Source organism: Bauldia sp. (genome assembly GCF_965232525.1).
GTDB lineage: Bacteria > Pseudomonadota > Alphaproteobacteria > Rhizobiales > Kaistiaceae > Bauldia.
This window is the reverse complement of record NZ_OZ246980.1, coordinates 487,041-511,316: the sequence shown is the minus strand read 5'-3', so window position 1 is coordinate 511,316 and position 24,276 is coordinate 487,041. Positions and strand designations below refer to the sequence as shown.

General features: G+C 65.3%; 25 protein-coding genes. 15 read left to right on the top strand and 10 right to left on the bottom strand.

The features are described from left to right. Window position 1: 1 nt before the first annotated feature. The 4 genes from ACO076_RS02365 to ACO076_RS02350 all read right to left on the bottom strand — a co-directional run bounded on the left by ACO076_RS02365 (window position 2) and on the right by ACO076_RS02350 (window position 5,056). Window positions 2-1,270: an ABC transporter permease gene (locus ACO076_RS02365; protein WP_421725135.1), complete on the bottom strand. Its 1,269-nt coding sequence runs from the start codon at window positions 1,268-1,270 to the stop codon at window positions 2-4. Further along, a complete protein-coding gene (locus ACO076_RS02360) occupies window positions 1,271-2,425 on the bottom strand; it encodes an ABC transporter permease (protein WP_421725134.1) in 1,155 nt (384 codons plus the stop codon). Further along, on the bottom strand, window positions 2,422-3,927 hold the full coding sequence (locus tag ACO076_RS02355; RefSeq protein WP_421725133.1) for an ABC transporter ATP-binding protein: 1,506 nt from the start codon (window positions 3,925-3,927) through the stop codon (window positions 2,422-2,424). The genes ACO076_RS02360 and ACO076_RS02355 overlap by 4 nt, the downstream gene beginning before the upstream one ends. Before the next feature lie 97 nt (window positions 3,928-4,024). Next, window positions 4,025-5,056, bottom strand: a complete 1,032-nt coding sequence (locus ACO076_RS02350; RefSeq protein ID WP_421725132.1) for a BMP family ABC transporter substrate-binding protein — start codon at window positions 5,054-5,056, stop codon at window positions 4,025-4,027. Between the two features lie 236 nt (window positions 5,057-5,292). On the opposite strand from ACO076_RS02350, the gene ACO076_RS02345 reads away from it, so the two are divergent. From ACO076_RS02345 to deoA, 3 genes are read left to right on the top strand one after another with little or no spacing between them, the layout of a single operon-like run. Further along, window positions 5,293-5,709, top strand: a complete 417-nt coding sequence (locus ACO076_RS02345) for a cytidine deaminase (protein WP_421725131.1) — start codon at window positions 5,293-5,295, stop codon at window positions 5,707-5,709. Next, window positions 5,709-6,521, top strand: a complete 813-nt coding sequence (locus ACO076_RS02340) for a purine-nucleoside phosphorylase (protein WP_421726652.1) — start codon at window positions 5,709-5,711, stop codon at window positions 6,519-6,521. The genes ACO076_RS02345 and ACO076_RS02340 overlap by 1 nt, the downstream gene beginning before the upstream one ends. Further along, a complete protein-coding gene (gene deoA / locus ACO076_RS02335; protein WP_421725130.1) occupies window positions 6,521-7,840 on the top strand; it encodes a thymidine phosphorylase in 1,320 nt (439 codons plus the stop codon). Before ACO076_RS02340 ends, deoA begins: the two co-directional genes overlap by 1 nt. A gap of 34 nt (window positions 7,841-7,874) precedes the next feature. Here the strand turns inward: deoA and ACO076_RS02330 are convergent, their stop codons facing one another. After that, on the bottom strand, window positions 7,875-8,402 hold the full coding sequence (locus ACO076_RS02330; protein WP_421725129.1) for a winged helix-turn-helix transcriptional regulator: 528 nt from the start codon (window positions 8,400-8,402) through the stop codon (window positions 7,875-7,877). A 50-nt stretch (window positions 8,403-8,452) separates the two neighbouring features. Here ACO076_RS02330 and ACO076_RS02325 point away from each other — a divergent pair, with 50 nt between their 5' ends. Beyond that, the gene (locus tag ACO076_RS02325; RefSeq protein ID WP_421725128.1) at window positions 8,453-8,827 is read left to right on the top strand and encodes a VOC family protein; all 375 of its coding nucleotides are present in this window, start codon (window positions 8,453-8,455) and stop codon (window positions 8,825-8,827) included. Between the two features lie 116 nt (window positions 8,828-8,943). Here ACO076_RS02325 and ACO076_RS02320 read toward each other — a convergent pair whose 3' ends face one another. Continuing rightward, entirely contained in the window at window positions 8,944-9,504 is a 561-nt protein-coding gene (locus ACO076_RS02320) for a TetR/AcrR family transcriptional regulator (RefSeq protein WP_421725127.1), read from the bottom strand. A 77-nt stretch (window positions 9,505-9,581) separates the two neighbouring features. Between ACO076_RS02320 and ACO076_RS02315 the strand changes: the two genes are divergently transcribed. Beyond that, the gene (locus ACO076_RS02315; protein WP_421725126.1) at window positions 9,582-10,484 is read left to right on the top strand and encodes an alpha/beta hydrolase; all 903 of its coding nucleotides are present in this window, start codon (window positions 9,582-9,584) and stop codon (window positions 10,482-10,484) included. 210 nt (window positions 10,485-10,694) lie between these two features. Here the strand turns inward: ACO076_RS02315 and ACO076_RS02310 are convergent, their stop codons facing one another. The 3 genes from ACO076_RS02310 to ACO076_RS02300 form a co-directional block, all read right to left on the bottom strand. Beyond that, window positions 10,695-11,171, bottom strand: a complete 477-nt coding sequence (locus ACO076_RS02310) for a L,D-transpeptidase (RefSeq protein WP_421725125.1) — start codon at window positions 11,169-11,171, stop codon at window positions 10,695-10,697. Between the two features lie 160 nt (window positions 11,172-11,331). Then, window positions 11,332-12,312, bottom strand: coding sequence for an adenosine deaminase (locus ACO076_RS02305; protein WP_421725124.1), 981 nt, complete (start codon window positions 12,310-12,312; stop codon window positions 11,332-11,334). Beyond that, window positions 12,309-13,529, bottom strand: coding sequence for a phosphopentomutase (locus ACO076_RS02300; protein ID WP_421725123.1), 1,221 nt, complete (start codon window positions 13,527-13,529; stop codon window positions 12,309-12,311). Before ACO076_RS02300 ends, ACO076_RS02305 begins: the two co-directional genes overlap by 4 nt. A gap of 171 nt (window positions 13,530-13,700) precedes the next feature. Here ACO076_RS02300 and upp point away from each other — a divergent pair, with 171 nt between their 5' ends. Together upp and ACO076_RS02290 are read left to right on the top strand one after the other, a co-directional pair. Then, entirely contained in the window at window positions 13,701-14,330 is a 630-nt protein-coding gene (gene upp, locus ACO076_RS02295; RefSeq protein WP_421725122.1) for a uracil phosphoribosyltransferase, read from the top strand. A 16-nt stretch (window positions 14,331-14,346) separates the two neighbouring features. Beyond that, window positions 14,347-14,760, top strand: coding sequence for a VOC family protein (locus tag ACO076_RS02290; protein WP_421725121.1), 414 nt, complete (start codon window positions 14,347-14,349; stop codon window positions 14,758-14,760). 800 nt (window positions 14,761-15,560) lie between these two features. Here the strand turns inward: ACO076_RS02290 and ACO076_RS02285 are convergent. After that, window positions 15,561-16,346, bottom strand: coding sequence for a MipA/OmpV family protein (locus ACO076_RS02285; protein ID WP_421725120.1), 786 nt, complete (start codon window positions 16,344-16,346; stop codon window positions 15,561-15,563). Window positions 16,347-16,492: 146 nt separating this feature from the next. On the opposite strand from ACO076_RS02285, the gene ACO076_RS02280 reads away from it, so the two are divergent. The 8 genes from ACO076_RS02280 to ACO076_RS02245 all read left to right on the top strand — a co-directional run bounded on the left by ACO076_RS02280 (window position 16,493) and on the right by ACO076_RS02245 (window position 24,273). Beyond that, on the top strand, window positions 16,493-17,257 hold the full coding sequence (locus tag ACO076_RS02280) for an SDR family NAD(P)-dependent oxidoreductase (RefSeq protein WP_421726651.1): 765 nt from the start codon (window positions 16,493-16,495) through the stop codon (window positions 17,255-17,257). An 81-nt stretch (window positions 17,258-17,338) separates the two neighbouring features. Continuing rightward, on the top strand, window positions 17,339-18,859 hold the full coding sequence (locus ACO076_RS02275; RefSeq protein WP_421725119.1) for a phosphomannomutase/phosphoglucomutase: 1,521 nt from the start codon (window positions 17,339-17,341) through the stop codon (window positions 18,857-18,859). 10 nt (window positions 18,860-18,869) lie between these two features. Beyond that, the gene (locus tag ACO076_RS02270) at window positions 18,870-19,883 is read left to right on the top strand and encodes an aldose epimerase family protein (RefSeq protein WP_421725118.1); all 1,014 of its coding nucleotides are present in this window, start codon (window positions 18,870-18,872) and stop codon (window positions 19,881-19,883) included. Between the two features lie 85 nt (window positions 19,884-19,968). After that, window positions 19,969-20,829: an FkbM family methyltransferase gene (locus ACO076_RS02265; RefSeq protein WP_421725117.1), complete on the top strand. Its 861-nt coding sequence runs from the start codon at window positions 19,969-19,971 to the stop codon at window positions 20,827-20,829. 40 nt (window positions 20,830-20,869) lie between these two features. Further along, window positions 20,870-21,808 (top strand): phosphate/phosphite/phosphonate ABC transporter substrate-binding protein, encoded by a 939-nt coding sequence (locus tag ACO076_RS02260; RefSeq protein ID WP_421725116.1) that lies wholly within the window; start codon window positions 20,870-20,872, stop codon window positions 21,806-21,808. A gap of 311 nt (window positions 21,809-22,119) precedes the next feature. Continuing rightward, window positions 22,120-22,290: a Flp family type IVb pilin gene (locus tag ACO076_RS02255; protein WP_421725115.1), complete on the top strand. Its 171-nt coding sequence runs from the start codon at window positions 22,120-22,122 to the stop codon at window positions 22,288-22,290. Between the two features lie 198 nt (window positions 22,291-22,488). After that, on the top strand, window positions 22,489-23,868 hold the full coding sequence (locus tag ACO076_RS02250; RefSeq protein ID WP_421725114.1) for a leucyl aminopeptidase family protein: 1,380 nt from the start codon (window positions 22,489-22,491) through the stop codon (window positions 23,866-23,868). A 54-nt stretch (window positions 23,869-23,922) separates the two neighbouring features. Continuing rightward, entirely contained in the window at window positions 23,923-24,273 is a 351-nt protein-coding gene (locus tag ACO076_RS02245) for a MarR family transcriptional regulator (RefSeq protein ID WP_421725113.1), read from the top strand. The last annotated feature ends 3 nt before the right edge of the window (window positions 24,274-24,276 follow it).

Below are 24,276 nucleotides of genomic sequence, written 5' to 3'. Positions count from 1 at the left end.
GCTATTCTTTGATGAAGGGCTGCCCGTCGGCGGCCGGCGGCCGGGCGCGGCCGATCAGACCGGCGACCAGGACGATGGTAGCGATGTAGGGCGCCATTGCCAGGAACTCGGACGGGATCGGGGTCTGAAGGATCGCCAGTTTCCGTTGCAACGAGTCGGCGAAGCCGAAAACCAGCGCCGCCATCAGCGCCCCGACCGGGTGCCAGCGGCCGAAGATCATCGCCGCCAACCCGATGAAGCCGCGCCCGCCGGTCATGCCTTCGTCGAACCGGCCGACCGAGCCGAGGGTGAACCAGGCACCGCCGAAGCCGGCGACCATGCCGCCAAGAATGACGTTGATGTAGCGGGTGCGGTAGACGTTGATGCCGAGCGAATCCGCCGCTTCCGGATGTTCGCCGACCGACCGGGCGCGCAAGCCGGCGCCGGTGTAGAACAGGTAGTAGGTGGCGACCGCCACCATCACCAGCGCGCCGTAGACGAAGATGTTCTGCTCGAACAGGATCGGCCCGAGAACCGGGATGTCGCTGAGGAGCGGTATGGGGATCACCCGGAACACCGGCGCCGAGTTCAGCTCGGTGTAGACGGTCAGCACCTGGCTTGAAACGTAACTGGTCATCCCCAGCACGAACAGGTTGATGGCGACGCCAGCGATGATCTGGTCGACGCGGTAGGTGACCACCAGCGCCGCGAGGATGAAGCCGAACAGACCGCCGACGGCGACTGCCGCCACGATTCCCGCCACCCCGCCGACGACCGAGCCAATGATCGCACCGGTGAAGGCGCCGGCGAGCAGCATCCCCTCGATGCCGATATTGACCACCGCCACCCGCTCGCAGAGCACCCCGGACAGCCCGCCGAGGGCGATCGGCACGGCGGCGATCAGCGTCGCCTCCAGCATTCCGGTCAGCGAGAACGACTTGCCCGAAGTCGCCCACACCAGAAACGCGGTGACCGCCAGGAACAGGCCGATCCCGAGCACGACGTTCGACCAGCGGGCGCCGCCGCGCATGAACTGGCGGGCACCGAAAAACGCCAGCACCGCGGCGATGACGTAGCAATAGGGCGCCGCTGGAACCGACAGGTTGGGGATCGGGATCAGGTCGCGCGGCAGGGACAGACGGAAGACGGCACTGCCTTCCGACTGAACCGCGAAGACGCCCATCACCAGGGCGGCGAGCAGGAACAGGATGACGCCGTTGACCTTTTTCTGGCGCCGGCGGCTCAGTTCCAGATCCGGTGTCACCAACGGTGTGTCGTGCGCTAATGACATTCAGCCACCTATCCCCGTCGCCTTGTCGGCGCCGCCTGAGCGGAACACCCAGGGCACGATCGCCCGGACCAGCATCGGCGCCGCCATGAAGACGATGATCAGCGCCTGGATGATGGAGATCAGGTCGATACTGACCCCGGCATCGACCTGCATCTGTCGCCCGCCGGCTTCGAGCGCGCCGAACAACAGCCCGGCGAGCAACACGCCGATCGGGTGCGATCGCCCGAGCAACGCCACCGCAATCGCGTCGAAGCCGATGCCGCCGCCGAAGCCGGGTGAGGCGCGGCCCAACACGCCCAGTACCTGGTTGGCGCCGGCGAGACCGGCAAGGCCGCCGGCGACGGCCATCACCAGCACGATGATCAGCCCCGACTTCATGCCGGCGTAGCGAGCCGCGTCCGGATTGGCGCCGGCGGAGCGGAACTCGAAGCCGATGGTGGTGCGGAACAGCAGCCAGTAGATGAAGAACACCGCGGCAAGCGCCAGGAGAACGCCGGCGTGAAGGCGCAGGTTCGGATCGAAGGCGAACAGGAGCCGCGGCAGTTCGGCGGTCGACAGGACCGATTCCGAGATCGGGTCGGCGCGTCCGGCCTTCTGGAACGGCGGGTTGCGCAAGAGATAATCGACCAGCCGGAAGGCGGTCAGGTTAAGCATGATCGTGGTGATCACCTCATGCGCCCCGGTCGCCGCCTTGAGCCAGCCGGCGATCGACGCCCAAAACGCACCGGCAAGCACTCCGGCGAGCAAAGCAAGCGGCAGATGGATGATCGCCGGCAGCCCGGTGAAGGCGAAGCCGACCCCGACCGCCGCCATGCCGCCGACCAGCAGCTGGCCTTCGGCGCCGATGTTGAAGAGCCCGGCCCGAAAGGCGAGGGCGATGCCGAGCCCGGCCAGTGTCAACGGTGCGGCGGCGGTCAGCGTCTCGGACAGCGAGGCGATGGATCCCAGCGATCCGTCGAACAGGGCGACGTAGGAGAGGCCGATCGAGGAAACGCTGACCCCGGTGGCGAGCATGGTTACCGCGCCGAGGATCAGGGCGAGGATCACCGACAGGATCGGCACCAGCAGGATATCGCCGACGCTGAACCGGTCGGCAACAGCCCGGCGCAACAGTTCCTCGCTGACGGTCTCCCGCTTCTCGTCGGTGTTGCTCACGCCGCGACCCCCGCCATCGCCAACCCGAGTTCGGTGATGTTTGCCTTGTCGCCCTCGAACTCTGCGACGATCTGGCCGCGATACATCACCAGCACGCGATCGGACAGCGCCCGGATTTCCTCCAGTTCCGTCGAGATGATCAGCACGCCGACGCCCGCGTCGCGCGCCTCGATGAACCGCTGGTGGATGTATTCGATCGAGCCGACGTCGACGCCGCGGGTCGGCTGGGAAGCGATCAGCAGCTTGATCGCGTGGGACATCTCCCGGGCGACGACCAGTTTCTGCTGGTTGCCGCCGGAGAGGTGATCGGCGAGCGTGAAGATCGATGGCGTGCGCACGTCGAAGGCCAGGACGTCCTTGGCGGCGGCATCGTAGACGTCCTGCCAGCGCATCCGGATGCCCGACGAGAACCGATCGTCGTAATAGGTGTCGAGAACCATGTTTTCGGCGACCGTGAACGATTCGATCAGGCCGGAGCGCTGGCGATCCTCGGGGACGTGAGCCATGCCGAGCCGATGCCGTTCCCGCGCCGATGCCTTGGTGATGTTGGTGTCGCCGAAGTGGACGGTGCCACCGACCAGGGGCCGCAGGCCGGTCAGCGCTTCGACGAGTTCGGTCTGGCCATTGCCCTGGACACCGGCAATCCCGACCACTTCGCCGGCGCGCACGGTGAGGCTGACATCGTTGACCGCGATCTCGTCGCGATCGTTCAGAACCTTGAGCGACCGGGCTTCGAGCAGCGGCGCGCCCGGTTTCGCCGGTGCCTTGTCGACCTCGAACTGGACCGGCCGGCCGACCATCATCTCAGCCAGCTCGGCTTCGGTCGCCGTCTTGGGATCGCCCTCGCCGACGATCTTGCCGCCGCGCAGGACGCTGATCCGGTCGGCGATCTCCAGGACTTCGCCGAGCTTGTGGGTGATGAACACCAGTGCCTTGCCGGCATCGCGCAGCGATTTGACGATCCCGAAGAAGTCGGTGACCTCCTGCGGGGTGAGCACCGCGGTCGGCTCGTCGAAGATCAGGACGTCGGCCGAGCGGAACAGGACCTTGATGATCTCGACCCGCTGCTGGATGCCGACCGGGATCTCCTCGATGATCGCATCCGGATCGACATGCAGGCCGTGTTCGGTGCTGATCGCCCGCACCTGCTCGCGGGCGCGGGCGATGTCGAGCCGGTTGAAGGCCTTGGTCGGCTCGACGCCGAGCACGACGTTTTCGGCGACGGTGAAGACCGGCACCAGCATGAAGTGCTGGTGCACCATGCCGATCCCGGCGCGGATCGCGTCACCGGCGCCGTCGAAGTGGACCGGCTGGCCGTCGATGAGGATCTCGCCCTCGTCCGGCCGGTAGATGCCGGAGAGCACATTCATAAGGGTGGTCTTGCCGGCCCCGTTTTCGCCCAGCAAGGCCAGGATTTCGCCGGCCTTGATCGACAGGTTGACGTCGGAGTTGGCGACGACGTCACCGAAGCGTTTGGTTATGCCGCGTAGCTCGATATCCACCTGTGGGTGCCCCAGACCGGCTTGTGGAGGCTCACGCGCCGCTATTTTCAGGCGCAGCGCGTGACATCGCTTGAAGCGGGCGCGGACCCGCGATCGGTCAGTTCGTGACCGATATGGTTCCTTCGAGAATGCCCTGGGTGATCGTATCGAGCTCCCGCTTCAGGCCGGCGGGCACTTCGCTGTCCAGGTCGTGGAAGGGGGCAAGACCAACGCCGCCGTTTTCCAGCGTGCCGACGATCACCGGTCTCAGGAAGTCGCCGGCCATCGCCGCTTCAATCGCCTGCACCACTGTCGCGTCCATGCGCTTCAGCACCGAGGTCAGGTAGACGTGACCCTTCTCCGGATCGGTTTCGTGCTGGTCGGCGTCGACGCCGATGATCTTCAACTGGTCCGTCCCGAGCTCGTCGGCGAGTGCGGCGGAACCGAGGCCGACCGGTCCGGCGACCGGCATCACGATATCCGCGCCCTCCTCGTAGAGGTTCTGGGCGAAGGCGCGGCCATCGTCGAGCGAGTCGAAGTTGTTGGTGAACAGGCCTTCCCGGCTTTCGACATCCCAGCCCAGAACGACGACGTTCGTGCCCTTCTGGCCGTTGTAATAGTTCACGCCGCGTACGAAACCGTCCATGAAGATGGTGACCGGTGGGATGTTGATGCCGCCGAAGGTGCCGACGATACCGGACTGGCTCATCCCTGCGGCGAGATAGCCGGCGAGGAAGGCGGCTTCGTCGGTCGCGTAGACCTGGCCGAGCACGTTCGGCAGGGCCGGCTCATAGGCGAAGTCGACGATCGAAAATTGCTGATCGGGGTTAGTTTCCGCCGCCTCGCGGGTCGCGTCGCCGAGCAGGAAGCCGACGGTCAGGATCAGGTCGCACTCTTCCTCGATGAACGAGTTGATGTTCGGCACGTAGTCGGTTTCGGCGGAGGACTCGAGGAGCCTGGACTCTACCCCGAGGTTCGCCACGGCGTCCTGGACGCCCTTCCAGGCGGTTTCGTTGAAACCCTTATCGTCGACACCGCCGGTGTCGGTCACCTGGCAGGCCTTGAAGGCATGGGCCGATCCACTCGCGCCGGCCATCAGGGCCGCTGTAGCGACCGCGGCGAGCGCGGTTTTGATGATTTTGGTGTTCAACTTCACCCTCCGTTTCATCTTAAAGGTTGGAGGCGGTTTCCACCTGTAGTCCCCGGAAAACGCCTCAGGAATTGAATCTAGCTTTGCATTTTCATGGGCCAGCGTCGAGGTTATTTGCTCACCATGTGGAACAACGCGACGGCAGCTTTTTGCCAACCGCATGGGCAGGGGTCCATGATAGAAGCGCCGGATCCAGAGGGGCATCGCCAGCGACAAGCCGGCGAGAAGGAGCGTGAATGGCGGATCGGGAATTGTTCGAGGCGGCGCGGGCGGTGCGGAGCCGGGCCCATGTTCCGTATTCGCGATATGCGGTCGGCACCGCGATCCGCACCGAAGCCGGTACCGTTCACGTCGGCTGCAACGTCGAAAACGCCTCGTTTCCCGAGGGCTGGTGCTCGGAGACTACGGCAATTGCCGCCATGGTCGTCGCGTCCGACGATCCGGCCGCGCGCAGGATTGTCGAGGTGCAACTCGTCGCCGATCCGATTGACGGCCGCCTGACCACCCCGTGTGGCGGGTGTCGGCAGCGGCTGGCGGAGTTCGGCATGCCCGGAACCCTCATCCACGTCTCGGATCCGGAAGGCCGACGGCGCCAGACCCATCGCCTCGCCGATCTGCTTCCCGAGGGCTTTGCCATGAGCGAGGCGGTATGATCAGCGCGGAAGCCGAAGCCGCGGCGGGAACGGTCCGCGCCGCCAGCGATCTTCCCTATTCGGTCGGCCTGGTGCTCGGCTCGGGCCTCGGCGCGCTGGCCGACGCGGTCGCCGATCCGGTCCGCTTTCCCTATGCCGATCTCGCCGGCTTCCCGTCGTCGGGCGTCTCCTCCCATCGCGGCGAACTGGTCGCTGGGCGGCTGGAAGGTGTGCCGACCGTTGTGCTTGCGGGCCGCGCCCATTTCTACGAAAGCGGCAATCCCGCTGCCATGCGGGTTCCGATCGAAACCCTGAAGGCGCTCGGTTGCGACACGCTGGTGCTGACCAACGCCGCCGGTTCGCTGCGCACCCATGTCGGGCCCGGCGACCTGATGCTGATCACCGATCACATCGCCTTCTCCGGCATCAATCCGCTGATTGGCGAGCCGACCGACGACCGTTTCGTCGGCATGACCGGTGCTTATGACGAGAGCCTGCGTGCCGCACTGTTCGGCGCTGCCGAGCGGGAGGGCATCGCGCTCGCCACCGGCGTCTATATGTGGTTCTCCGGCCCCTCCTTCGAGACGCCGGCGGAGATCAACATGGCCCGGATCGTCGGCGCCGACGCGGTTGGCATGTCGACGGTGCCCGAGGTGATCCTCGGCCGCTTCTTCGGCCTACGGGTCGCCGCGGTCTCGACCATCACCAACCTCGCCGCCGGGATGACCGGTGCCGAGCTTTCCCACGAGGAAACCAAGCGCCTGGCGCCGGTCGGCGCCGCCAAGCTCGAACGGATCCTGCGCCGTTTCCTCCGCGACCGGGGGCTGAGGTGATGCTGCCCCAGGAGATCATCCGCAAGAAGCGCCAGGGCGAGCCGGTCGATCCGGCCGAAATCGCCTTTCTGGTCCAGGGCCTGACCCATGGATCGGTGACCGAGGGCCAGGTTGCCGCCTTCGCCATGGCGGTGTTCTTTCAAGGCATGCATCGCGACGAGGCGGTCGCGCTGACGCTTGCCATGCGCGACTCCGGCGCCGTCCTCGATTGGACGGGCCTGGAAGGGCCGGTGCTCGACAAGCATTCGACCGGCGGCGTCGGCGACAATGTCTCACTGATGCTGGCGCCGGCGATTGCCGCCTGCGGCGGGTTCGTGCCGATGATCTCCGGCCGCGGCCTCGGTCACACCGGCGGCACCCTCGACAAGCTCGATTCGATCCCCGGCTACCGAACCCAGCCGGACATCGAAGCGTTCCGCCATGTCGTCAGAGACGTGGGCTGCGCCATCATCGGCCAGACCGCCGACCTCGCTCCCGCCGACAAGCGCTTCTATGCGATCCGCGATGTGACAGCGACGGTCGAATCGGTGCCGCTGATCACCGCCTCGATCCTGTCGAAGAAGCTCGCCGCCGGCCTCGATGCCCTGGTGCTCGACGTCAAGACCGGCAGCGGCGCCTTCATGGCTTCGGCCGAGGCCGCCCGGGAGCTTGCCGACAGCCTGGTCTCGGTGGCGAATGGCGCCGGGATGAAGACCAGCGCGTTGATCACCGGCATGGACGAGCCATTGGCGTCGGCCGCCGGCAATGCGGTGGAAGTCAGGAACGCGGTCGATTTCCTCACCGGCGACCGCCGCGACCCGCGACTGGAGGCGGTCACCATTGGCCTCGCCGGCGAAGTGCTGGCGCTGGGCCGCCTCGCCGCCGACGCGGAGGACGGTCGGGCCAGGGTCGCGGAAGCGATCTCCTCCGGCCGCGCCGCTGAGATCTTCGGCCGCATGGTCGCGGCCCTCGGCGGGCCGACCGACTTCGTCGAGCGCCCGGATGCCTACCTCAAGGCCGCCCCGGTAGCGCGGCCGGTGCACGCGGCAGAGGACGGGGTTGCGTCCGCCATCGACACCCGCGCGCTCGGCATCGCCGTGGTCGAACTGGGCGGTGGTCGCATGCGCGAGGAGGACGGCATCGACCATGCGGTCGGCTTGACCGATCTCGCCGGCATCGGGGTTCCGGTCGGCCCGGCTGAGGCGCCGCTTGCAATCGTTCACGCCCGCAATGACGCCCACGCCGATCGCGCCGCGGAGGCGGTCCGGGCGGCCTATGGTTTGGCCGAAGCGGCGGCGGAGCCCTCGCCGGCGGTGATCGAGCGGATCGGGGCTGGGTAGAGCCGCTCCCTACCGACGAAGCCGACGTTCGGCCTCATGAGACAATCGACGAAACGGCGCGGTTGATCCGCGCCCCCGATCCGATCGCCTGGTAGGTTGGCCGCAACGGCCGCAGGGAAACGTCGACGGTGCGCCGGATCCATCCGTGATCTTCCAGGTCCTGGAGCGCCTTCGACAAGGAGCGATCTGTGATCGAAGCGAGGTCCGCCTTGATCTCGTTGAAGTGTCTGGGCGCCCCGGTCACGGCGAGGATCGGCACGGTCCAGGTACGGCGGAGCAGGGCGGCCTCCGGCCTGTCGCCGACGATATCGGCGAGCCGGCTGGCGATCGGCGCAACATCGTGCCCGCGTTCGGTCAGCCGGTATTCTGGTCGGAGCGGGTGACCATGTCCCGGGTTCCGTTCCAGAAGGCCGATCTCGATCAAGTGCTGCAGGCTCGCCGTGAAGGCCGTCCGGCCGGCGCCGGTCGCCGCCAGCAATGGCGCCTGTCGGCCGGGTGTCCCCGCATGGAGCCGGGACAGAATATCCAGCGACCAAGCCCGGGACGTGAGCTTGACAAGCATGGCAATGTCCATAAAGTATAGTAACTTACTTTTTGATATGAGGGAAGACCATGCCTGTTGTGAATCTGGACCACACCCTGACTCTCGCCATGTCCGTCCGCGACCGTCACAGGAGCGCCGACTGGTATGTCGACAAACTGGGCTTCACGCTGCTGCATCACATCGATGAAGCAGGGTGGAGCGAACTTGCGACCAAGACGGAAGGCGTCACACTAGGTCTCGGCGAGCAGACCGAACCGCAACCTGGCAACACGGTTCCCGTGTTCGGTGTCGCGGACATCGAGGCCGACCGCAAAAAGCTCGAGGCGGCTGGCGTCAAGTTCGATGGACCGACCGACACCGTCGAAGGGATGGTCAGCACGGCAACGTTCTATGATCCCGATGGCAACGCCTTGATGCTGGCGCAGGATCTTTCCGGCAAATAGTACGGCGGATCGAGATGAACCGCCGCCCGGAAAAGGCGCCGGACGGCGGTCTCATTCGGACCGACGGCGCTGCGAACCGGTCGTGTTTGGCGCTTGTCCGATGACGTTCTGAGCAACTACCTGCCAGTGATACTCAGGATCATCGCCTTTTCCGCCGCCAGCAGGTCGTCGAGGTGCTTGCGATCCGTCGCCTTGTCCTTTGACGCGGATGCACAGATTTGGGCGATCTCCGCGAGGGCTTTCGGCGAGAGCCCAGCATTGGCAATCGCCTCCTTCCGCTCAGAAAAGACACGCTCCAACACCGACCGAAAGGCCCGATCGTTCTCCGCGATCTCGTCGCGGCTGGCTGCGTTCATACCCGAAATGATGTCCTCCGCATTCGGTGAGACATGCAGTATTTCAAATGGGCGGACCGCGAGCTGCTGAAACACCACGTCGATTTTGTCGCCGAGCGTTTCGCTCCGGCGCAATTCTTTCTCGACTTCCGCCAAAGCACGGTCGGTGAAGAGCCGGATCGTCGCGCGCAACACCGCGTCCTTGTTGGGAAAGGCGTTGTAGAGCGTCTGCCGGGCGATACCGGCGGCCTTCGCAATGTCGTTCATATTTGTCCGCTTCACGCCGTACCGGAGGAACAGGGAGAAGGCGGACTCAATGATGTGAATTTCGCGTTCAGTCATGGTGACATATTGACAATCGAACGCTAAGTGTCAATAAGACGTTAAGACGATGTTTGTCCATATGAGGGCTCACGATCATGCTGAACCTTGTCGCCCGGCCTGTTGGAAAATTCCTTGCCAACACGATGCTAAAGCCGCTGCCCCAACCATTCCCGAAAACGCCAACCGACTATGGCCTGTCCTATCGTGACGTGGCGTTTTCCACGCGCGACGGCCTGACCCTTCGTGGCTGGTTGATTAACGAGGAGGCCGCGGCGATCGTCATCATGACCCATTTCGGATACCGGGCGAATCGCTTTGGCTATCAGCTGAAATACCAGCCCCGCTTGACCAAACCGTATGACAAGGAAATCGAGTTTTGTAACGTCGCGAAGCGCTTGGTTGAGGCAGGTTATGGCGTGCTGATGTACGACCTGCGAAATCATGGCGAAAGCGACAAGACCGAACTCGGGGTTGGCACTGGCGGCAAGGGCGAGCGGTTTGATGTGATCGGCGCCGTGGACTTCGTCACAAATGAGCCGATGACAACCGGAAAGCCGATTGGTCTGTTGAGCTACTGCTACGGGGCGAACACGACGTTTTTCGCGTTCGAAGAAGAGGCCGATTTTTTGGTGAAGTCGGGCGTCAAAGCGCTCGTCGCGCTCCAGCCTCTCAGCAACGGCGACTACCTGAAGGCGATGAAGCTTCCAAGCGCTGTCTTCGACGCCGCCCAGAGACACTACGAGGCGAATTCCGGGGGCTATCCCTTTTTTGCTCCCATCGAAGCGGCAACGAAGTTCGTCTCCGTACCGACGCGGCTGGTGCAAGCGCGCAAGGACCCCTTCACCAATTTTGACAAGATCGAACAGATGTATGACGGCATACCGGCCGAAAAGGAGATGTTTTGGCTGGAAGAGCCGACCCACCGTTTCGACGGCTACAACTGGTTCGGCGATCACCCTCGCGACATGCTGGATTGGTTCGACAGACACGTTCACTAGAGCTGCGGGGGCGGGCGCCGCCGACGCGGTCGTTCGCTCCATCGCGACTAATGTTGCTGAAGAGGACTGGTGGCGCTCACTGCGGCGCATAACCCCACCCCCAAAAGCCAACCGCCGCCCGGAGGGGAGGCCGGGCGGCGGTGGTATTGGACTGAAGGCGCTGCTAGCGGGGTTGGCTGGTAACGCAGCGCCCGACGAGTGGGGGCTCGCTCAGTCCGTAACGACGATCCGGGTGTTCCACTTGCCGTAGGCTTCGACCAACTCGAAGAAGGTCTCGGCGTTTTCCGGCGCGAGGCGGACGCAGCCATGAGAGGCGGGCTGGCCGAGCTTGCCGAGGGCGGTGGTGCCGTGAATGGCGTAACCGCCGAGGAAGAAGACCGAGTGCGGCATCGGCGCATCGTTGTACTTGCGGGACTTGTGGTCCTCGGAGAGCCGCTTGGCGCGCCATTTACCGGTCGGGGTCTCGAAGCCCTGCTTGCCGGTCGAGACGGTCCAGGTCGCGGTGTGGAGGTTGCCGCGCTTGTCCCTGGCTTCGACGGTCATGGTCTGCTGCGACAGTGAGATGGTGGCGGTCAGCTTGGCCTTCGGTGTGAAGGTGTTGAAGAAGCCGGCCTGGCTCGGGGTCGCAAAGCCGATCGCGGCGATTGCGAAGGTGGCGGCGGCGATGATCTTGGCGAAGGTTTTCATGATTTTTCCCCTGTACGTGTCGGGCGGTGCCCGTGTCCTTCGATGACCGGGACTATGGGGCCCGGCCGCCGAAGCCGCAGTGATAGCGGTCACAAATCAGGGGGGAGGGCGTGACCATGGTCACAACCGGCCGCTGGTGGTGCCGGCGTCGTCAGGCGGCCTAGGCGTCGTCCAGTCGCGCCAGCAGCCGCTGCCGCGTCGCCTCGTCGACGAAGGCCGCTTCGATCGCCGTGCGGGTGATCGCGGTGAGTGCCGCGTCGTCGAGTGCATGGGCTTCGGCGAGGACCGCGTACTCTTGGCCGAGCGAAGTGTGGAAGAACGGTGGGTCGTCGGCGTTGATGGTGACCCGGACGCCGGCATCCATCAGTCGGCGGAAGGGATGGCCGGCGATGTCCGGGTAGAGGCCGAGCGCCACGTTCGATCCCGGGCAGAGTTCCAGGACGATGCCCTCGTCGGCGAGCCGTTGGACCAGCGCCGGGTCTTCGATGGCGCGCACGCCGTGACCGATGCGCTTGACGCCGAGGTGGTCGAGGGCGGCGCGGACGCTGTCCGGTCCGTCGAGTTCGCCGGCGTGGGCGGTGATACCGAGGCCCGCCGTACGGGCGATGGCGAACGTGTCGGCGAAGTGGCGTTTGTGATGCAGTGTCTCGTCGCCGGCCAAGCCAAATCCGGTAATCCGCGGGTGCGGGTTGGCCGCCGCCCATTCCGCCAGCGCGCGCACCCGGTCGGGGCCGAGATGGCGGACGCCGGTGAGGATCATCCGGCCGACGATCCCCGTCTCGGCCTCGGCCTCGGCAATGCCTTGATCGAGGCCGCCGACATAGTCGCCGATGGCGATGCCGTGATCGGCGGCCACGTCCGGGGCCATGAACACCTCCGCGTAGATCGCGCCCTCGGCGGCGAGCGACGTGAAGTAGGCGTGGGCGAGCGCCCGAAAATCGTCGCGATCGCGAAAGACGGAAGAGACGCGGCCATAAGCATCGAGGAAGCTCGCGAAATCGTGCCAGGCGTACCCGCCGCGGTCGTCGAACAGGCCGTCAAGATCGATGCCGTGGTGTGTTGCGAGCCGCCTGACCAGCGCCGGCGGCGCGGCGCCCTCGATGTGGCAGTGGAGTTCCGCCTTGGGGACCGCCGCGGTCACAGGAACGACGTCCCGTGCGGGCCCGGGGCGAGGCCGAGATGAGCGGCGACCGATTCGCCGATATCGGCGAACGTCTTCCGCCGGCCGATCGACCGCGGCGCAAAACCGGGACCGAAGGCGAGGATCGGCACATGTTCGCGGGTGTGGTCGGTACCGGTCCAGGTCGGGTCGTTGCCGTGGTCGGCGGTGATCACCGCCAGATCGCCGGGGCGGAGCGCCGCCTCCAGTTGCGGAATGCGCTTGTCGATGGCTTCCAACGCCGCAGCGTAGCCGGGCACGTCGCGCCGATGACCGTAGAGGGAATCGAAGTCGACCAGGTTGGTGAAGATCAGGTCGCCGTCGGCCAAGCTGTCGAGCGCGGTCAGCGTCGCGGTGAACAGCCGGTCGTCGTTGGGCTGCTTGATCACTTGGCTAATGCCGCGATGAGCAAAGATGTCGCCGATCTTGCCGACGCCGATCACCTGCCGCCCGGCCTCGACGACGCGGTCGCAGAGCGTCGGTTCCGGCGGCGGGACGGAGTAGTCGCGGCGGTTGGCGGTGCGCTTGAAGTCGCTGGCGTCGGTGCCGACGAACGGCCGGGCGATGACGCGGCCGATGTTGAGGGGATCGACCAGCCGCCGCGCGATTTCGCAAAGGTTGTACAGTCGGTCGAGACCGAAGGCTTCCTCGTGGGCGGCGATCTGCAGCACCGAGTCGGCCGAGGTGTAGCAGATCGGCTTGCCGGTGCGGACGTGCTCGTCGCCCAGCTCGACAATGATCTCGGTGCCCGACGCGTGCTTGTTGCCGAGGATGCCGGTCAGCTCCGCCTCGCGGATCATCGCCTCGGTCAGGTCCGCGGGGAAGGCCGGCACCGTGTCGGGAAAGTAGCCCCAGGCGAAGGGCACCGGCACGCCGGCGATTTCCCAGTGGCCGGACGGGGTGTCCTTGCCCTTGGAGACCTCGACGCCATAGCCCCACAGGCCCGCGGCCGGTCCGTCGTGTCCGAGCGGCGGGATCGGTGCGCCGATCGACGCTTCGCACGCCCGCCCCAAGCCCAGTCGGTCGAGGTTGGGCAGGTGCAACGGTCCGGACCTGAGGCCGGCGCGGTCGGCTTTGCCGGCGGCACACGCCTCGGCGATATGGCCGACGGTATTGGCGCCGGCATCGCCGAAGAGGTCCGCGTCCTCGGCGCCGCCGATCCCGACGGAATCGAGCACCATGATGATCGCCCGGGCCAAACGGTTCCCCCGTTGTTTGGTCGGCGAAGCATAGGAGAGGCGCGGACCTGTGGATAGGGGCGCGGTTCAGGCACGCCGGCGGGGACAACCGCGGCGTTCGGTGCCTCGCTTCATTGTCCCCGGTCCGGTTTGCCGTCTAGTTTGCGGGGAAAGTCGAGCGGGGAAGGCATCATGCAGAACGTCACGATCGTCGATCATCCACTGGTTCAACACAAACTGACGCTGATGCGGGACAAGGGCACCTCGACCGCCAGTTTCCGCCGGCTGTTACGAGAGATCGCGCTGCTCCTCTCCTACGAGGTGATGCACGATCTGAAACTCACCCTTACTCGGATCGAGACGCCGCTGGCGCCGGTGGACGCGCCGATCCTGGAAGGCAAGAAGCCGGTGTTCGCCTCGATCCTGCGGGCCGGCAACGGGCTGCTGGAAGGCATGCTCGACCTGGTGCCCTCGGCTCGGGTCGCCCACATCGGCATCTACCGCGATCCGGAAAGTCTCGAGGCGGTGGAGTATTACTTCAAGGCGCCGGAGGATCTCGCCGATCGGCTGGTGATCGTCGTCGACCCGATGCTGGCGACCGCCAATTCGGCCAGCGCCGCGATCGAGAAACTTAAGGAACGCGGCGCCCATAACATCCGCTTCGTCTGCCTGCTGGCGGCGCCGGAGGGCATCGAGCGGTTCCACACGGCGCAGCCGGATATCCCGATCTACACCGCGGCGATCGACGAGTACCTCAACGACCATGGTTACATCGTTCCCGGCCTCGGCGACGCGGGCGACCGGCTGTATGGCACGAAGTGATCCGCGGACCCGGCCTATGCGCGGAACGATCGATCATCTCGACCTCACCGTCCGCGATCCGTGGGCGTCGCGTCCCTTCTACGACGCGGTGCTCGGCTTCCTCGGCTATCGGCTGGCCAGGGAGCATGACCGCGGTTTCGACTGGGATCTGAACGACGGGGACGGCCGGCTGCTCTGCTCGATAGGGGTGATGCGGGCGGTCGGCGACGGCCTGTCGCGCCGGCACGACCGCTACTCCCCCGGCCTGCATCATGTGGCGTGGCGGGCCGATAGCCGCGAAGACGTCGGCCGGATGCACGATCTCCTGCGCGACATCGGCGCCACGGTGCTCGACCCGCCGGCCGACTACCCCGACTACGCCCCCGGCTACCACGCGGTGTTCTTCGCCGATCTCGACGGCCTCAAGCTGGAGTTCGTGTATCAGCCTTGAGCGGTGGGTGGTAGGCGCCCGCCGCGCTGAATCCACAAACCTCCGCTCATTCCCGCGCAGGCGGGAATCCAGGCGGTACTGGAGATGTTGTGCCAAACTCTGGGTCCCCGCCTCCGCGGGGACGAGCGGTGAACGGGCGGTGCGCGCTTCGAGGCTCGGGCTCACGCCCTCGCGCCTCAGCATGAGGGACGTGGGTTGCCTCGTTAGGCGGGGCACGGCCTTGGGGTTAACACCACCAGCCTCATCTTGAGAACCGAGCGAAGCGAGCCTCGAAAGACGCAAGAACGGTGACGCGCGATGCTCCAAACCGAACGGATGACCTAAATTGGAAGATCAGCGACCCAACCAACCGACAACTATGGAGCAGATTCGGAACGAGCATCGCGCGCTTGCGATACTACGGGTTCTACAACGAGAGGTGGGCTACCGCAGCAATGAACGAGTTCTCGGGGATTATCTAGAGAGATTGGCACTCGGCGGAGTTCATGAAGACATTCGCACGTGCCTCGAGACATTGGAGCGATCAGGACTCGTCAAATGCGAATCGCTCGGAGAGCTCGCGGTCGTAGCTCTTACTGAGCACGGTCATGAAGCAGCTGAGGGCCGGCGGATCGTAGAGGGGGTGCTCCGTCCAGGGCCAGATTGTCCCTACTGAACACGTTGGATTGAAAGACCAACCAGTCGGCGTTGACGCCCTGCATGATGCCCCGTCGTTCTCTGGCCGAATGGCGTTTGAGCTGCGGCTCGAGCTCGAAGCCGAGCTGGATCCCCGCCTCTGCGGGGACGAGCGGGTGGGGGCCCTACCGAAACAGGTTGAAGTCGAACCGGCGGCTGATGCCGAGGCCGGCGGTCCACTGGTTCTTGTCGCCGGCCTTGACGATCGGGCTGTCGCCCGCGTCCCCGATCAGCCGGTCCCAGCTACCGCGGGCATGGAGGCTGGTGCGGTCGCTGAGCGCCAGGGTCGCGGTGGCGACCAGGCCGACCGACTGGAAGCCGCCGTCGGGGCGGTACTTTTTCAGCGGGCCGCGCGCGGCTTCCTTGCCGGTCACGCCGAAATAGGTACGCATGTAATCCTGCGAGCCCCAGCCGGCGCGGGGCCCGGCGGTCAGCGACAGGTTCGGCGTGATCGGCATGGTGACGTTGATGCCGACGTCGCCGACCTGGCCGGTGTGGCCGTCGAACCCCTGGCGGGCGGAGGCATAGACCGTGAACGGGCCGGATCGCACGCCGCCGCGCAGGCCCAGTTCGAATGATGTCGGCACCTTCTTGGTGCCCTTGAGGCTCTTGTCGTCGGACGGCTTGCGCTCGCCGTTGATGCCGAAGGACGGGCCGATGAACAACCCGTTACGGGTACTTTTCGACTGCTGGCCGACCACAGGAAGATAGAAGCGACTGACCTGGGCGATCGGATAGGGCACCAGTATGTAGTCGTCGGCGCCGGGATATTTCGGCTTGGCCAGCCCGCCGATACCGAGATCGAGCACATATTGCGGCGCCTCGCCATAGTAGGCGTCCTGGGCATGGGCCGCGCCCGCGGTCAGCAGGATGCCGGCGGCAGCGGCGGCGATAACACGAATGCCAAGCATGAACAGCGGTCTCCGGTCGGGTCCGGTGGGGATTATGGGCAACCGAGGTTAGGAAATGCTATACGCCATTTCCCGCCGCGGTGCCCCGTTTATCGTGGACCTCGGCCCCCCGGCACAGAAGAAGCGAGAGGCATCGACCCGTGAAGATGAAGTATGGCGCGATCTACCCGAGCCTCAAGGGCCGCACGGTCCTGGTGACCGGCGGTGGCAGCGGCATCGGCGAGTCGATTGTCGAGCATTTTGCCGCGCAGGGGTCGAAGGTCGGCTTCATCGATGTCAACGAGAAGGCGTCGAAGGCGCTGGTCGGGCGGATCAAGCGCCGTCGCCAAAAAGTCCACTTCGAGGCCGCCGATCTCACCGACATCGACGCGTTGCGCGCCGCCATCAAGGCGATCCGCAAGGCGCTGGGACCGATCACGGTCCTGGTCAACAACGCCGCTCATGACGAGCGCCACACGCTGGCTGAAGTGACCTCGGACTATTTCGACGAACGGATCAACGTCAACCTGAAGCACCAGTTCTTCGCGATCCAAGCGGTTGTCGACGACATGAAGAAGGCGAAGAACGGCGCCATCGTCAACATGGGGTCGGGCTCGTGGATGGTCGCCTTTGGCGGCATGCCGGTCTACACCGCCGCCAAGGCCGGCATCGTCGGTCTGACCCGCGGCCTTGCCCATGAACTCGGCGAACACAACATCCGCATCAATTCGATCGCCCCCGGCTGGATCATGACCGACCGGCAGAAGGAGTTATGGGTAACGCCGGAAGCCATCGAGCAACTGATGCGCGATCAGTGCCTGCAACGCACCCTCGAGCCTGCCGACATCGCCCGCGCGGTGCTCTTCTACGCTTCCGACGAAGCCTCGGCGGTGACCAATCAGAGCGTCGTCTTCGATGGCGGCTGGGTCTAGTGGAACGGTAACGCCGAACCCCGCCTTTCCCGGGGCCGGTGGCTCTGTTAAGACCCGGCGACCCTCCAAAGGACGCTGCTGATGTATCCCAAGCCCCGCTCCGACCTTCGGCCGAATACGCTGGAATTCGAGACCACGCCCCTGGTCAAACCGACCGGCTTCCGAGAATACGACGCCCGCTGGTGGTACGGGATTCCCGGTTCCGACAAGCCGCCCGAGCTGAACCTGATGGGCGTGACCGCGCTTGGCATGGGGATCGGCACTCTGCTTGGCCGCATGGGGGTACGGCGCGAGATCGTCACCGCCCACGATTACCGAGAGTATTCCGGTTCGATCAAAGCGGCGCTGATGACCGGGCTGATGGCGTCGGGCTGCCGCGTCTATGACATCGGCCTGGCGATGACGCCGATGGCCTATTACGGCCAGTTCGCCCTCGACGTCCCTGCCGTCGCCATGGTGACCGCGTCGCACAACGAGAACGGCTGGACCGGGGTGAAAATGGGCGCCCAGCGGCCGATTACCTTCGGGCCGGACGAGATGGGCAAGCTCAAGACCATCGTTCTCGACGCCGATTTCGACCTCCGCCACGAAGGCTCTTACGTTTATGTCGAGGACCTTGCCGAGCGCTACGCGGTCGACCTGACCGCGCGTCCGCGGCTTAAGCGCAAGATCAGGGTGGTCGCCGCCTGCGGCAATGGCACCGCCGGCCCGTTCGTGCCCGGCGTGCTGGAAGCGATCGGCGCCGAGGTCATCCCCCTCGACACCGAGCTCGACTACACTTTCCCGCGCTACAATCCGAACCCGGAAGACTTGAAGATGCTGCACGCCATCGCTGACGCGGTGAAGGAGCACGATGCCGACATCGGCCTCGGTTTCGACGGCGACGGCGATCGCTGCGGCGTCATCGACAACGAGGGCGACGAAATCTTCGCCGACAAGGTCGGGGTGATGCTGGCCCGCGATCTGTCGGCGCTCCACCGCGGCTGCACCTTCGTGGTCGACGTCAAGTCGACCGGGCTGTTCGCCACCGATCCGGTGCTGAAGGAGAATGACGCCGGCGCCGACTACTGGAAGACCGGCCATTCCTACATCAAGCGCCGGGTGCACGAGTTGAAGGCGCTGGCCGGCTTCGAGAAATCCGGCCACTACTTTTTCAACCAGCCGATTGGCCGCGGTTACGACGACGGCTTGGTGTCCGCGATCGCGGTGCTCGACATGCTCGACCGCAATCCGGACAAGTCGATGGCCGACCTCAAGCGGGCGCTACCCCGGACCTGGGGCTCGCCGACCATGGCGGCGCACTGCGACGACGAAGTGAAGTACGCCGTGGCCGATGCCGTCCGCGACCGGTTCATCGCGATGCGCGACGCCGGCGAGACCCTCGACGATCACGCGATCGCCGATCTGGTGACGGTCAACGGGGTCCGGGTCGTCATGGACGACGGTACCTGGGGCCTGGTGCGGGCGTCGTCGAATAAGCCGGAGCTGGTGGTGGTCGTCGAGAGCCCAGTGTCGGAAGCCCGGATGCGTGAGATGTTTGCGACCGTTGACAAGGTGTTGCGCGAACACCCTCAGGTCGGTGACTACAATCAGACGATCTGAGGGCGACCCGATGACAGCAAGACGGTTCGGGCAGATGCCCGACGGCGCCGACGTGCACGAGGTGACGATCGGCAACGACGCCCTTTCGGCGCAGATCATGACGTATGGCGCGGTCATCCGGGACGTGCGCCTTGCCGGGATCGACCATCCGCTGGTCCTCGGCTTCGACGACTTCGACAGCTACCGGCTGCACTCGCCCTTCTTCGGCGCGCTGGTCGGCCGCACGGCCAATCGCACCGCCGGCGGGCGGCTGGAAATCGACGGAACCCGCTACACACTCGACCTCAACGAAGCCGGGCGAACCCATCTGCACGGCGGTTCCCACGGTTTCGGCGTGCGCAACTGGCAACTGGTGGAACATAACGATCGCAGCGTCACGCTGGCGCTCGTCAGCGAAGATGGCGATCAGGGCTATCCCGGCCGACTCGCGGTGACCTGTCGCTATGAGGTGCGCGCGCCGGCGACGCTCGCTTTCGATATCACCGCCACCACCGACGCTGAGACCGTCGTCAACCTGGCGCAGCACTCCTATTTCAACCTCGACGACGGCGACTCGATCCTCGACCACGACGTCCAGATCTTCGCTGACGCCTACACCCCCGTCGACGAGTATCTGATTCCGATCGGTGAGATTCGTCCGGTGGCGGGAACGCCCTACGACTTTCGCGAACCCCGCCCGATCCGGCTTAACCAGGGCGGCGAGCGCGTCCTCTATGACATCAACATGGCGATCGATACGCGCCGTGCCGATGCGCCTCGGCCGCTGGCGCGGCTTCGCTCGCCGATCAGCGGCGTCGAGATGGTCGTGCATTCGACCGAGCCGGGGGTCCAGTTCTACGACGGCAACATGATGGATATTGCAGTGCCCGGGCTCGGCGGTCGCCGCTATCGCGTGTCGTCCGGTGTGTGCTTCGAGCCGCAGATGTTCCCCGATGCGCCCAATCAACCCGCATTCCCTCGTACGGCCTTGATGCCGGGTGAGACATATCGGCAAAGCAGCGCCTTCGCGTTTCGGCGGACGTAAGGGTTGCGAACGATAATGGCGCCAGGCGTGGTATGGCCGAGCAGCGTTCTGATGAAGCCCTTGTGAGCCACCGGGGGGAACGAGCGTGTCCGAACTCTTCGAGAAACCTTGGTTGTTCGAGCCCGTCCTGAGAAGAGCGTCGGCGGCTCTGAAGGGCCGGACGGACGTCGATTTCTCCCAGGCGGAAAAACGCCTGGTTGCCGAGATCATGTTTCACGTCTATCGGGGCAAACACGACTATCAGCCGATGGTCGATTTCTTTCTGTTCGCCATCGCCAACAAGGCTCGCTCGACGGCGAACATCGCGCAGGATTCCTGGGTCTTGCACATGACCAAAAACAAGCGGGCCGGATACTTCGTCGAGTTCGGCGCGACCGACGGGCGGGTGATGTCGAATACCTTCGTCCTGGAGAAGGACTACGGATGGAGCGGCATTCTCGCGGAGCCGAACGTGGAGTGGCACGAGGGCCTTGCGAAGAATCGTCAATGCCACATCGCCTACGAATGCATCACCGATCGTTCCGGCGAGACGGTATCGTTCGACTGCACTGAGTTGCCGATTTACGCCCGCATTTCGGGTACGGCCACCGGCGTTCATGACGGCCGGGAAGTGAAGCGCCAGATCGAGGTACCGACTCTCACCCTCAACGACCTGCTTGATCGTTACGAGGCGCCGGATCACATCGACTACATCTCCGTCGATACCGAAGGCTCGGAATTCATGATCCTCGATGCCTTTGATTTCTCGAAGCGTCGGATCGATTTCTTTACGATCGAGCACGCCCATGACAAGCGGAAACGGGAGGCGATCAAGAGCCTGATGGAGGCCAACGGCTTTGTGCGCTGGTATCCGGAAGCGACGCGATACGACGACTGGTACGTCAACAAGGACCTCGCCGACACGGAAGGCGAAACGGACGATGCTGCAGAAGCAAAGGACGCATGAGACGAACCGCGATGACGGGGTGCCGGTGACGATGAGAAACATGGGACGGATGGTTGGTGCTGCGTGCCGGGCCATCTTGGTCGCGGCGGCATCGTCCTTGGTGGCGGTCCAGGCCGGATTTGCCGACTGGCGCGACGAGATCGATCTTCTGAGAGTCGGCGTCTTCGCGCCGACCGGCGCCGCCTACGACGCGACACGGCTTGAGCCGTTTCGCCTCTACCTGCAGGATCGCGCGAGGGTCCCCGTCGCGCTGGTCACCTTCGACAGCTATGATGCGTTGATCGCCGCCCATGAAGCCGCGGACATCGATTACGGCATCAACACCGCCACCAGTTTCGCCACCGCCGCCGTGAGCTGCGGCTGCGTCGAGGCGATCGCGGCGCCAGTCGCCGCCGACGGTGCGCTCGGCTTCCACTCGATCCTGGTGGCGTCGGCCGACAGTGACATCGCCTCGCTCGCCGATGCGCGTGGGAAGAGCCTGGCGCTGACCGGAGCGGACTCCGTCGCCGGGCGGCTGGTTCCGATGGCGGCGTTCGCCGAGGAGGGCATCGCGCCGCGCCAGTACTTCACCCGCATCGCCACAGTCGAGGATCCGCGAGCGGCGATCACCGCGGTGCTGTCCGGCGACGTCGATGTCGGTGTCGGCTGGTCTAGCCTGACCGGACCGTCGGCGACGGGCTACGACTTCGGCGTCCTGTCCCGGATGGTCGCCGCGGATGAGCTCGACATGGCCCGCATCCGGGTCATCTGGAAGTCGCCCCTCATCCCGTTCGGCCCGCATGTTGTGCGCAGCACCCTGCCACCGGAACTGAAGCAGTTGCTCGGCCAGGCGCTGACGTTGATGGCGCAGACCAATCCCCAGGCGCTCGATGCGGTCGATCGTCTGGGCTTCGGCGGTGGCGGTTTCACCACGCCGGACGCCAGCCTCTACAGCGTGGTGATCGATCTGGTGACGCCAGAGGAGGCGTCCGGTCAGTAGCGCGGGCGGGCCGCGCGATGCGGCGGTCTCGGTCCGGTTCGGCGTGGTAAACGCCGCCTTCCCGGTTATCGTGAACGAATTGCTAACGACATCGATACAATTTGAAAAGACTTGAGTGGCCATTCTTTTGCCGTATGCCTTAGATATTTCTTAAAGTTAATAAGCCGTAACTTAATATCCTAACAATAAACCTAGTCATTAACTTGATTGCAGCAAATTCTAAGTAAATTGTCTCGCGGCTTCGGGAGCGCGCAGACACAATAAATACTCAAACGCCCCGCTCGGCCGATCTGTGGAGTGAGGAGTCAATCATGAAGAATCTGCTCGCGCGCTTTGGCAAGGACGAACCCGGGGCAACCGCGATCGAGTATGGCCTGATCGCCTCGCTGATCGCGATCGGCATCATCGTCGGCGCAACCGCCATCGGCACCTATCTGACGCCGGCGCTGAGCGAGATCACCGCCAAAATGACCGGCCAGTAACGCTGGCTCTCTGACCACCGGCCGGCGACGCCGGCCGACCACACCTCCGACTGATCGTCGCCTTCCGAGATCGGGTGCCCACGTCCCGTCACGACAAAACGCTGCGCTGCCTTGAGGCATGCGGCGTCGCGTCCGTGCATCGCCCACGCGCGGTTATGCTACCACTCGGTGTCCCGATGATCCCCGAGGGAGGCCCGCTTGCCCGATAGTTTGTTCACCGGCGCGTCATCCGCGCTCCGTCCGATCCATGCCGTCACGCCGACAACCCTTGACCCATTTCTGGCGGGGCCGGGCGCGGCGTGGCGCGGCTGGGTGGCCGCGGCGGAGTTCAAGGCAAACGCTGGGGCAATCCTGACGCTGCCCGGCGACGATGGCGGCGCCGCGGCGGTCCTGTTCGGACTGGGCGAGGCGGCCGATCGCCCGTCGCTGGTCGCCGGCACGCTTGGGGCACGGCTTCCCGCCGGCGATTACGCCCTTGGCTCCGGTTTCGACGATCCGGCCCTGGCAACGCTCGCCTTCGCCCTCGGCGCCTACCGGTTCAGCCGTTACCGGGCCGGCGAACCGGGACCGCGATTGCAGGTGCCAACCGGCGTCGACGCGGCCCATGTCGCCCGTATCGCGGACGGAGTGACCCTGGCGCGCGATCTGGTCAACACCCCGGCCAACGACATGGGACCCACGGAACTCGCCGAAGCGGCGGCCGACCTCGCCGAGCGTCATGGGGCGGCGTTCGCGGTCGTTTATGGCGACGCACTGGCGGAGGGTTTCCCCCTGATCCACACGGTCGGCGCCGGCGCGACAGTGGCGCGCTCGCCCCGCCTCATCGATGTCACCTGGGGCGATGACGCCGCGCCGCGCTTGACCCTGGTCGGCAAGGGTGTGTGTTTCGATACCGGCGGCCTCGACATCAAGCCGTCCGCCGGTATGCGCCTGATGAAGAAGGACATGGGCGGTGCCGCCAACATCCTCGGCCTGGCCCACATGGTGATGGATGCCGGTTTGCCGGTGCGGTTGCGGGTGCTGATCCCCGCGGTGGAGAACGCGGTGTCGAGCCGCGCTTTCCGGCCGGGCGACGTGTTTCGCAGCCGCAAGGGGCTCACCGTCGAGATCGGCAACACCGATGCCGAGGGCCGCCTGGTGCTCGCCGACGCACTGGCGCTGGCGGCCGAGGAGAAGCCCGACCTGATCGTCGATCTCGCTACCCTGACCGGCGCTGCCCGCGTTGCCGTGGGTCCGGACATCGCCCCGATCTACGGCACAGATGATTCGCTGATTGCCGAACTGACGCGCCATGGCGACGCCGTCGCCGATCCGGTCTGGCACATGCCGCTGTGGCCGGATTATCAGACGATGCTCGACTCGAAGGTGGCCGACATCAACAACGCGGGCAATTCGCCATTCGCCGGTTCGATCACCGCCGCATTGTTCCTGTCGCGTTTCGTCCCCGACGACATACCCTGGCTCCATGGCGACATCTTCGCTTGGACGCCGAGCGCCAAGCCCGGCAAGCCGGAAGGCGGGGAAGCGCAGGCGATCCGGGCATTGTTCGCTTGGCTGAGCGCACGCTACGGCGCTTGAACGCGGCGGCGCCGGCGGCTAAATGGTTCGGGTCCGAAACGAACAGGATACCCGATGCCGGCCGAGATAAGGCCCGCCCAGGCGCTTCGCCTCTGGCATGATGTGACACTCGAACAGGTCCGCGACGATCATCCGGACCTGTCGGCGCGGCAGCTCGCCGTCCTGCTGACCGTTTATCTCGAGCCGCCGCCGCACACGGTCCGCGGTCTGGCCGGCAAGCTCGGCGTCACCAAGCCGGTGATCACCCGCGCGCTCGACAGCATGGGCCGCCTCGGCCTGCTCACCCGTCGCCGCGACGCGGACGACCGGCGCAACGTCCTGATCCAGCGAACCCTTGCCGGTGCGCTCGCGGTCGAACAACTCGGCGACGCGATCGTCGCCCGCTATCGCACCATGCCGTTGTGAGAA

What these genes read in the sequence shown, in the direction of transcription:
- ACO076_RS02270 (WP_421725118.1), top strand. Translation starts at nt 18,870, where the DNA reads ATGACAGCAAGACGGTTCGGGCAGATGCCCGACGGCGCCGACGTGCAC.
- ACO076_RS02245 (WP_421725113.1), top strand. Translation starts at nt 23,923, where the DNA reads ATGCCGGCCGAGATAAGGCCCGCCCAGGCGCTTCGCCTCTGGCATGAT.
- ACO076_RS02290 (WP_421725121.1), top strand. Translation starts at nt 14,347, where the DNA reads ATGCGCGGAACGATCGATCATCTCGACCTCACCGTCCGCGATCCGTGG.
- ACO076_RS02260 (WP_421725116.1), top strand. Translation starts at nt 20,870, where the DNA reads ATGGGACGGATGGTTGGTGCTGCGTGCCGGGCCATCTTGGTCGCGGCG.
- upp (WP_421725122.1), top strand. Translation starts at nt 13,701, where the DNA reads ATGCAGAACGTCACGATCGTCGATCATCCACTGGTTCAACACAAACTG.
- ACO076_RS02345 (WP_421725131.1), top strand. Translation starts at nt 5,293, where the DNA reads ATGGCGGATCGGGAATTGTTCGAGGCGGCGCGGGCGGTGCGGAGCCGG.
- ACO076_RS02325 (WP_421725128.1), top strand. Translation starts at nt 8,453, where the DNA reads ATGCCTGTTGTGAATCTGGACCACACCCTGACTCTCGCCATGTCCGTC.
- ACO076_RS02315 (WP_421725126.1), top strand. Translation starts at nt 9,582, where the DNA reads ATGCTGAACCTTGTCGCCCGGCCTGTTGGAAAATTCCTTGCCAACACG.
- ACO076_RS02285 (WP_421725120.1), bottom strand. Translation starts at nt 16,346, where the DNA reads ATGCTTGGCATTCGTGTTATCGCCGCCGCTGCCGCCGGCATCCTGCTG.
- ACO076_RS02365 (WP_421725135.1), bottom strand. Translation starts at nt 1,270, where the DNA reads ATGTCATTAGCGCACGACACACCGTTGGTGACACCGGATCTGGAACTG.
- ACO076_RS02280 (WP_421726651.1), top strand. Translation starts at nt 16,493, where the DNA reads ATGAAGTATGGCGCGATCTACCCGAGCCTCAAGGGCCGCACGGTCCTG.
- ACO076_RS02310 (WP_421725125.1), bottom strand. Translation starts at nt 11,171, where the DNA reads ATGAAAACCTTCGCCAAGATCATCGCCGCCGCCACCTTCGCAATCGCC.
- ACO076_RS02275 (WP_421725119.1), top strand. Translation starts at nt 17,339, where the DNA reads ATGTATCCCAAGCCCCGCTCCGACCTTCGGCCGAATACGCTGGAATTC.
- ACO076_RS02330 (WP_421725129.1), bottom strand. Translation starts at nt 8,402, where the DNA reads ATGCTTGTCAAGCTCACGTCCCGGGCTTGGTCGCTGGATATTCTGTCC.
- deoA (WP_421725130.1), top strand. Translation starts at nt 6,521, where the DNA reads ATGCTGCCCCAGGAGATCATCCGCAAGAAGCGCCAGGGCGAGCCGGTC.
- ACO076_RS02255 (WP_421725115.1), top strand. Translation starts at nt 22,120, where the DNA reads ATGAAGAATCTGCTCGCGCGCTTTGGCAAGGACGAACCCGGGGCAACC.
- ACO076_RS02320 (WP_421725127.1), bottom strand. Translation starts at nt 9,504, where the DNA reads ATGACTGAACGCGAAATTCACATCATTGAGTCCGCCTTCTCCCTGTTC.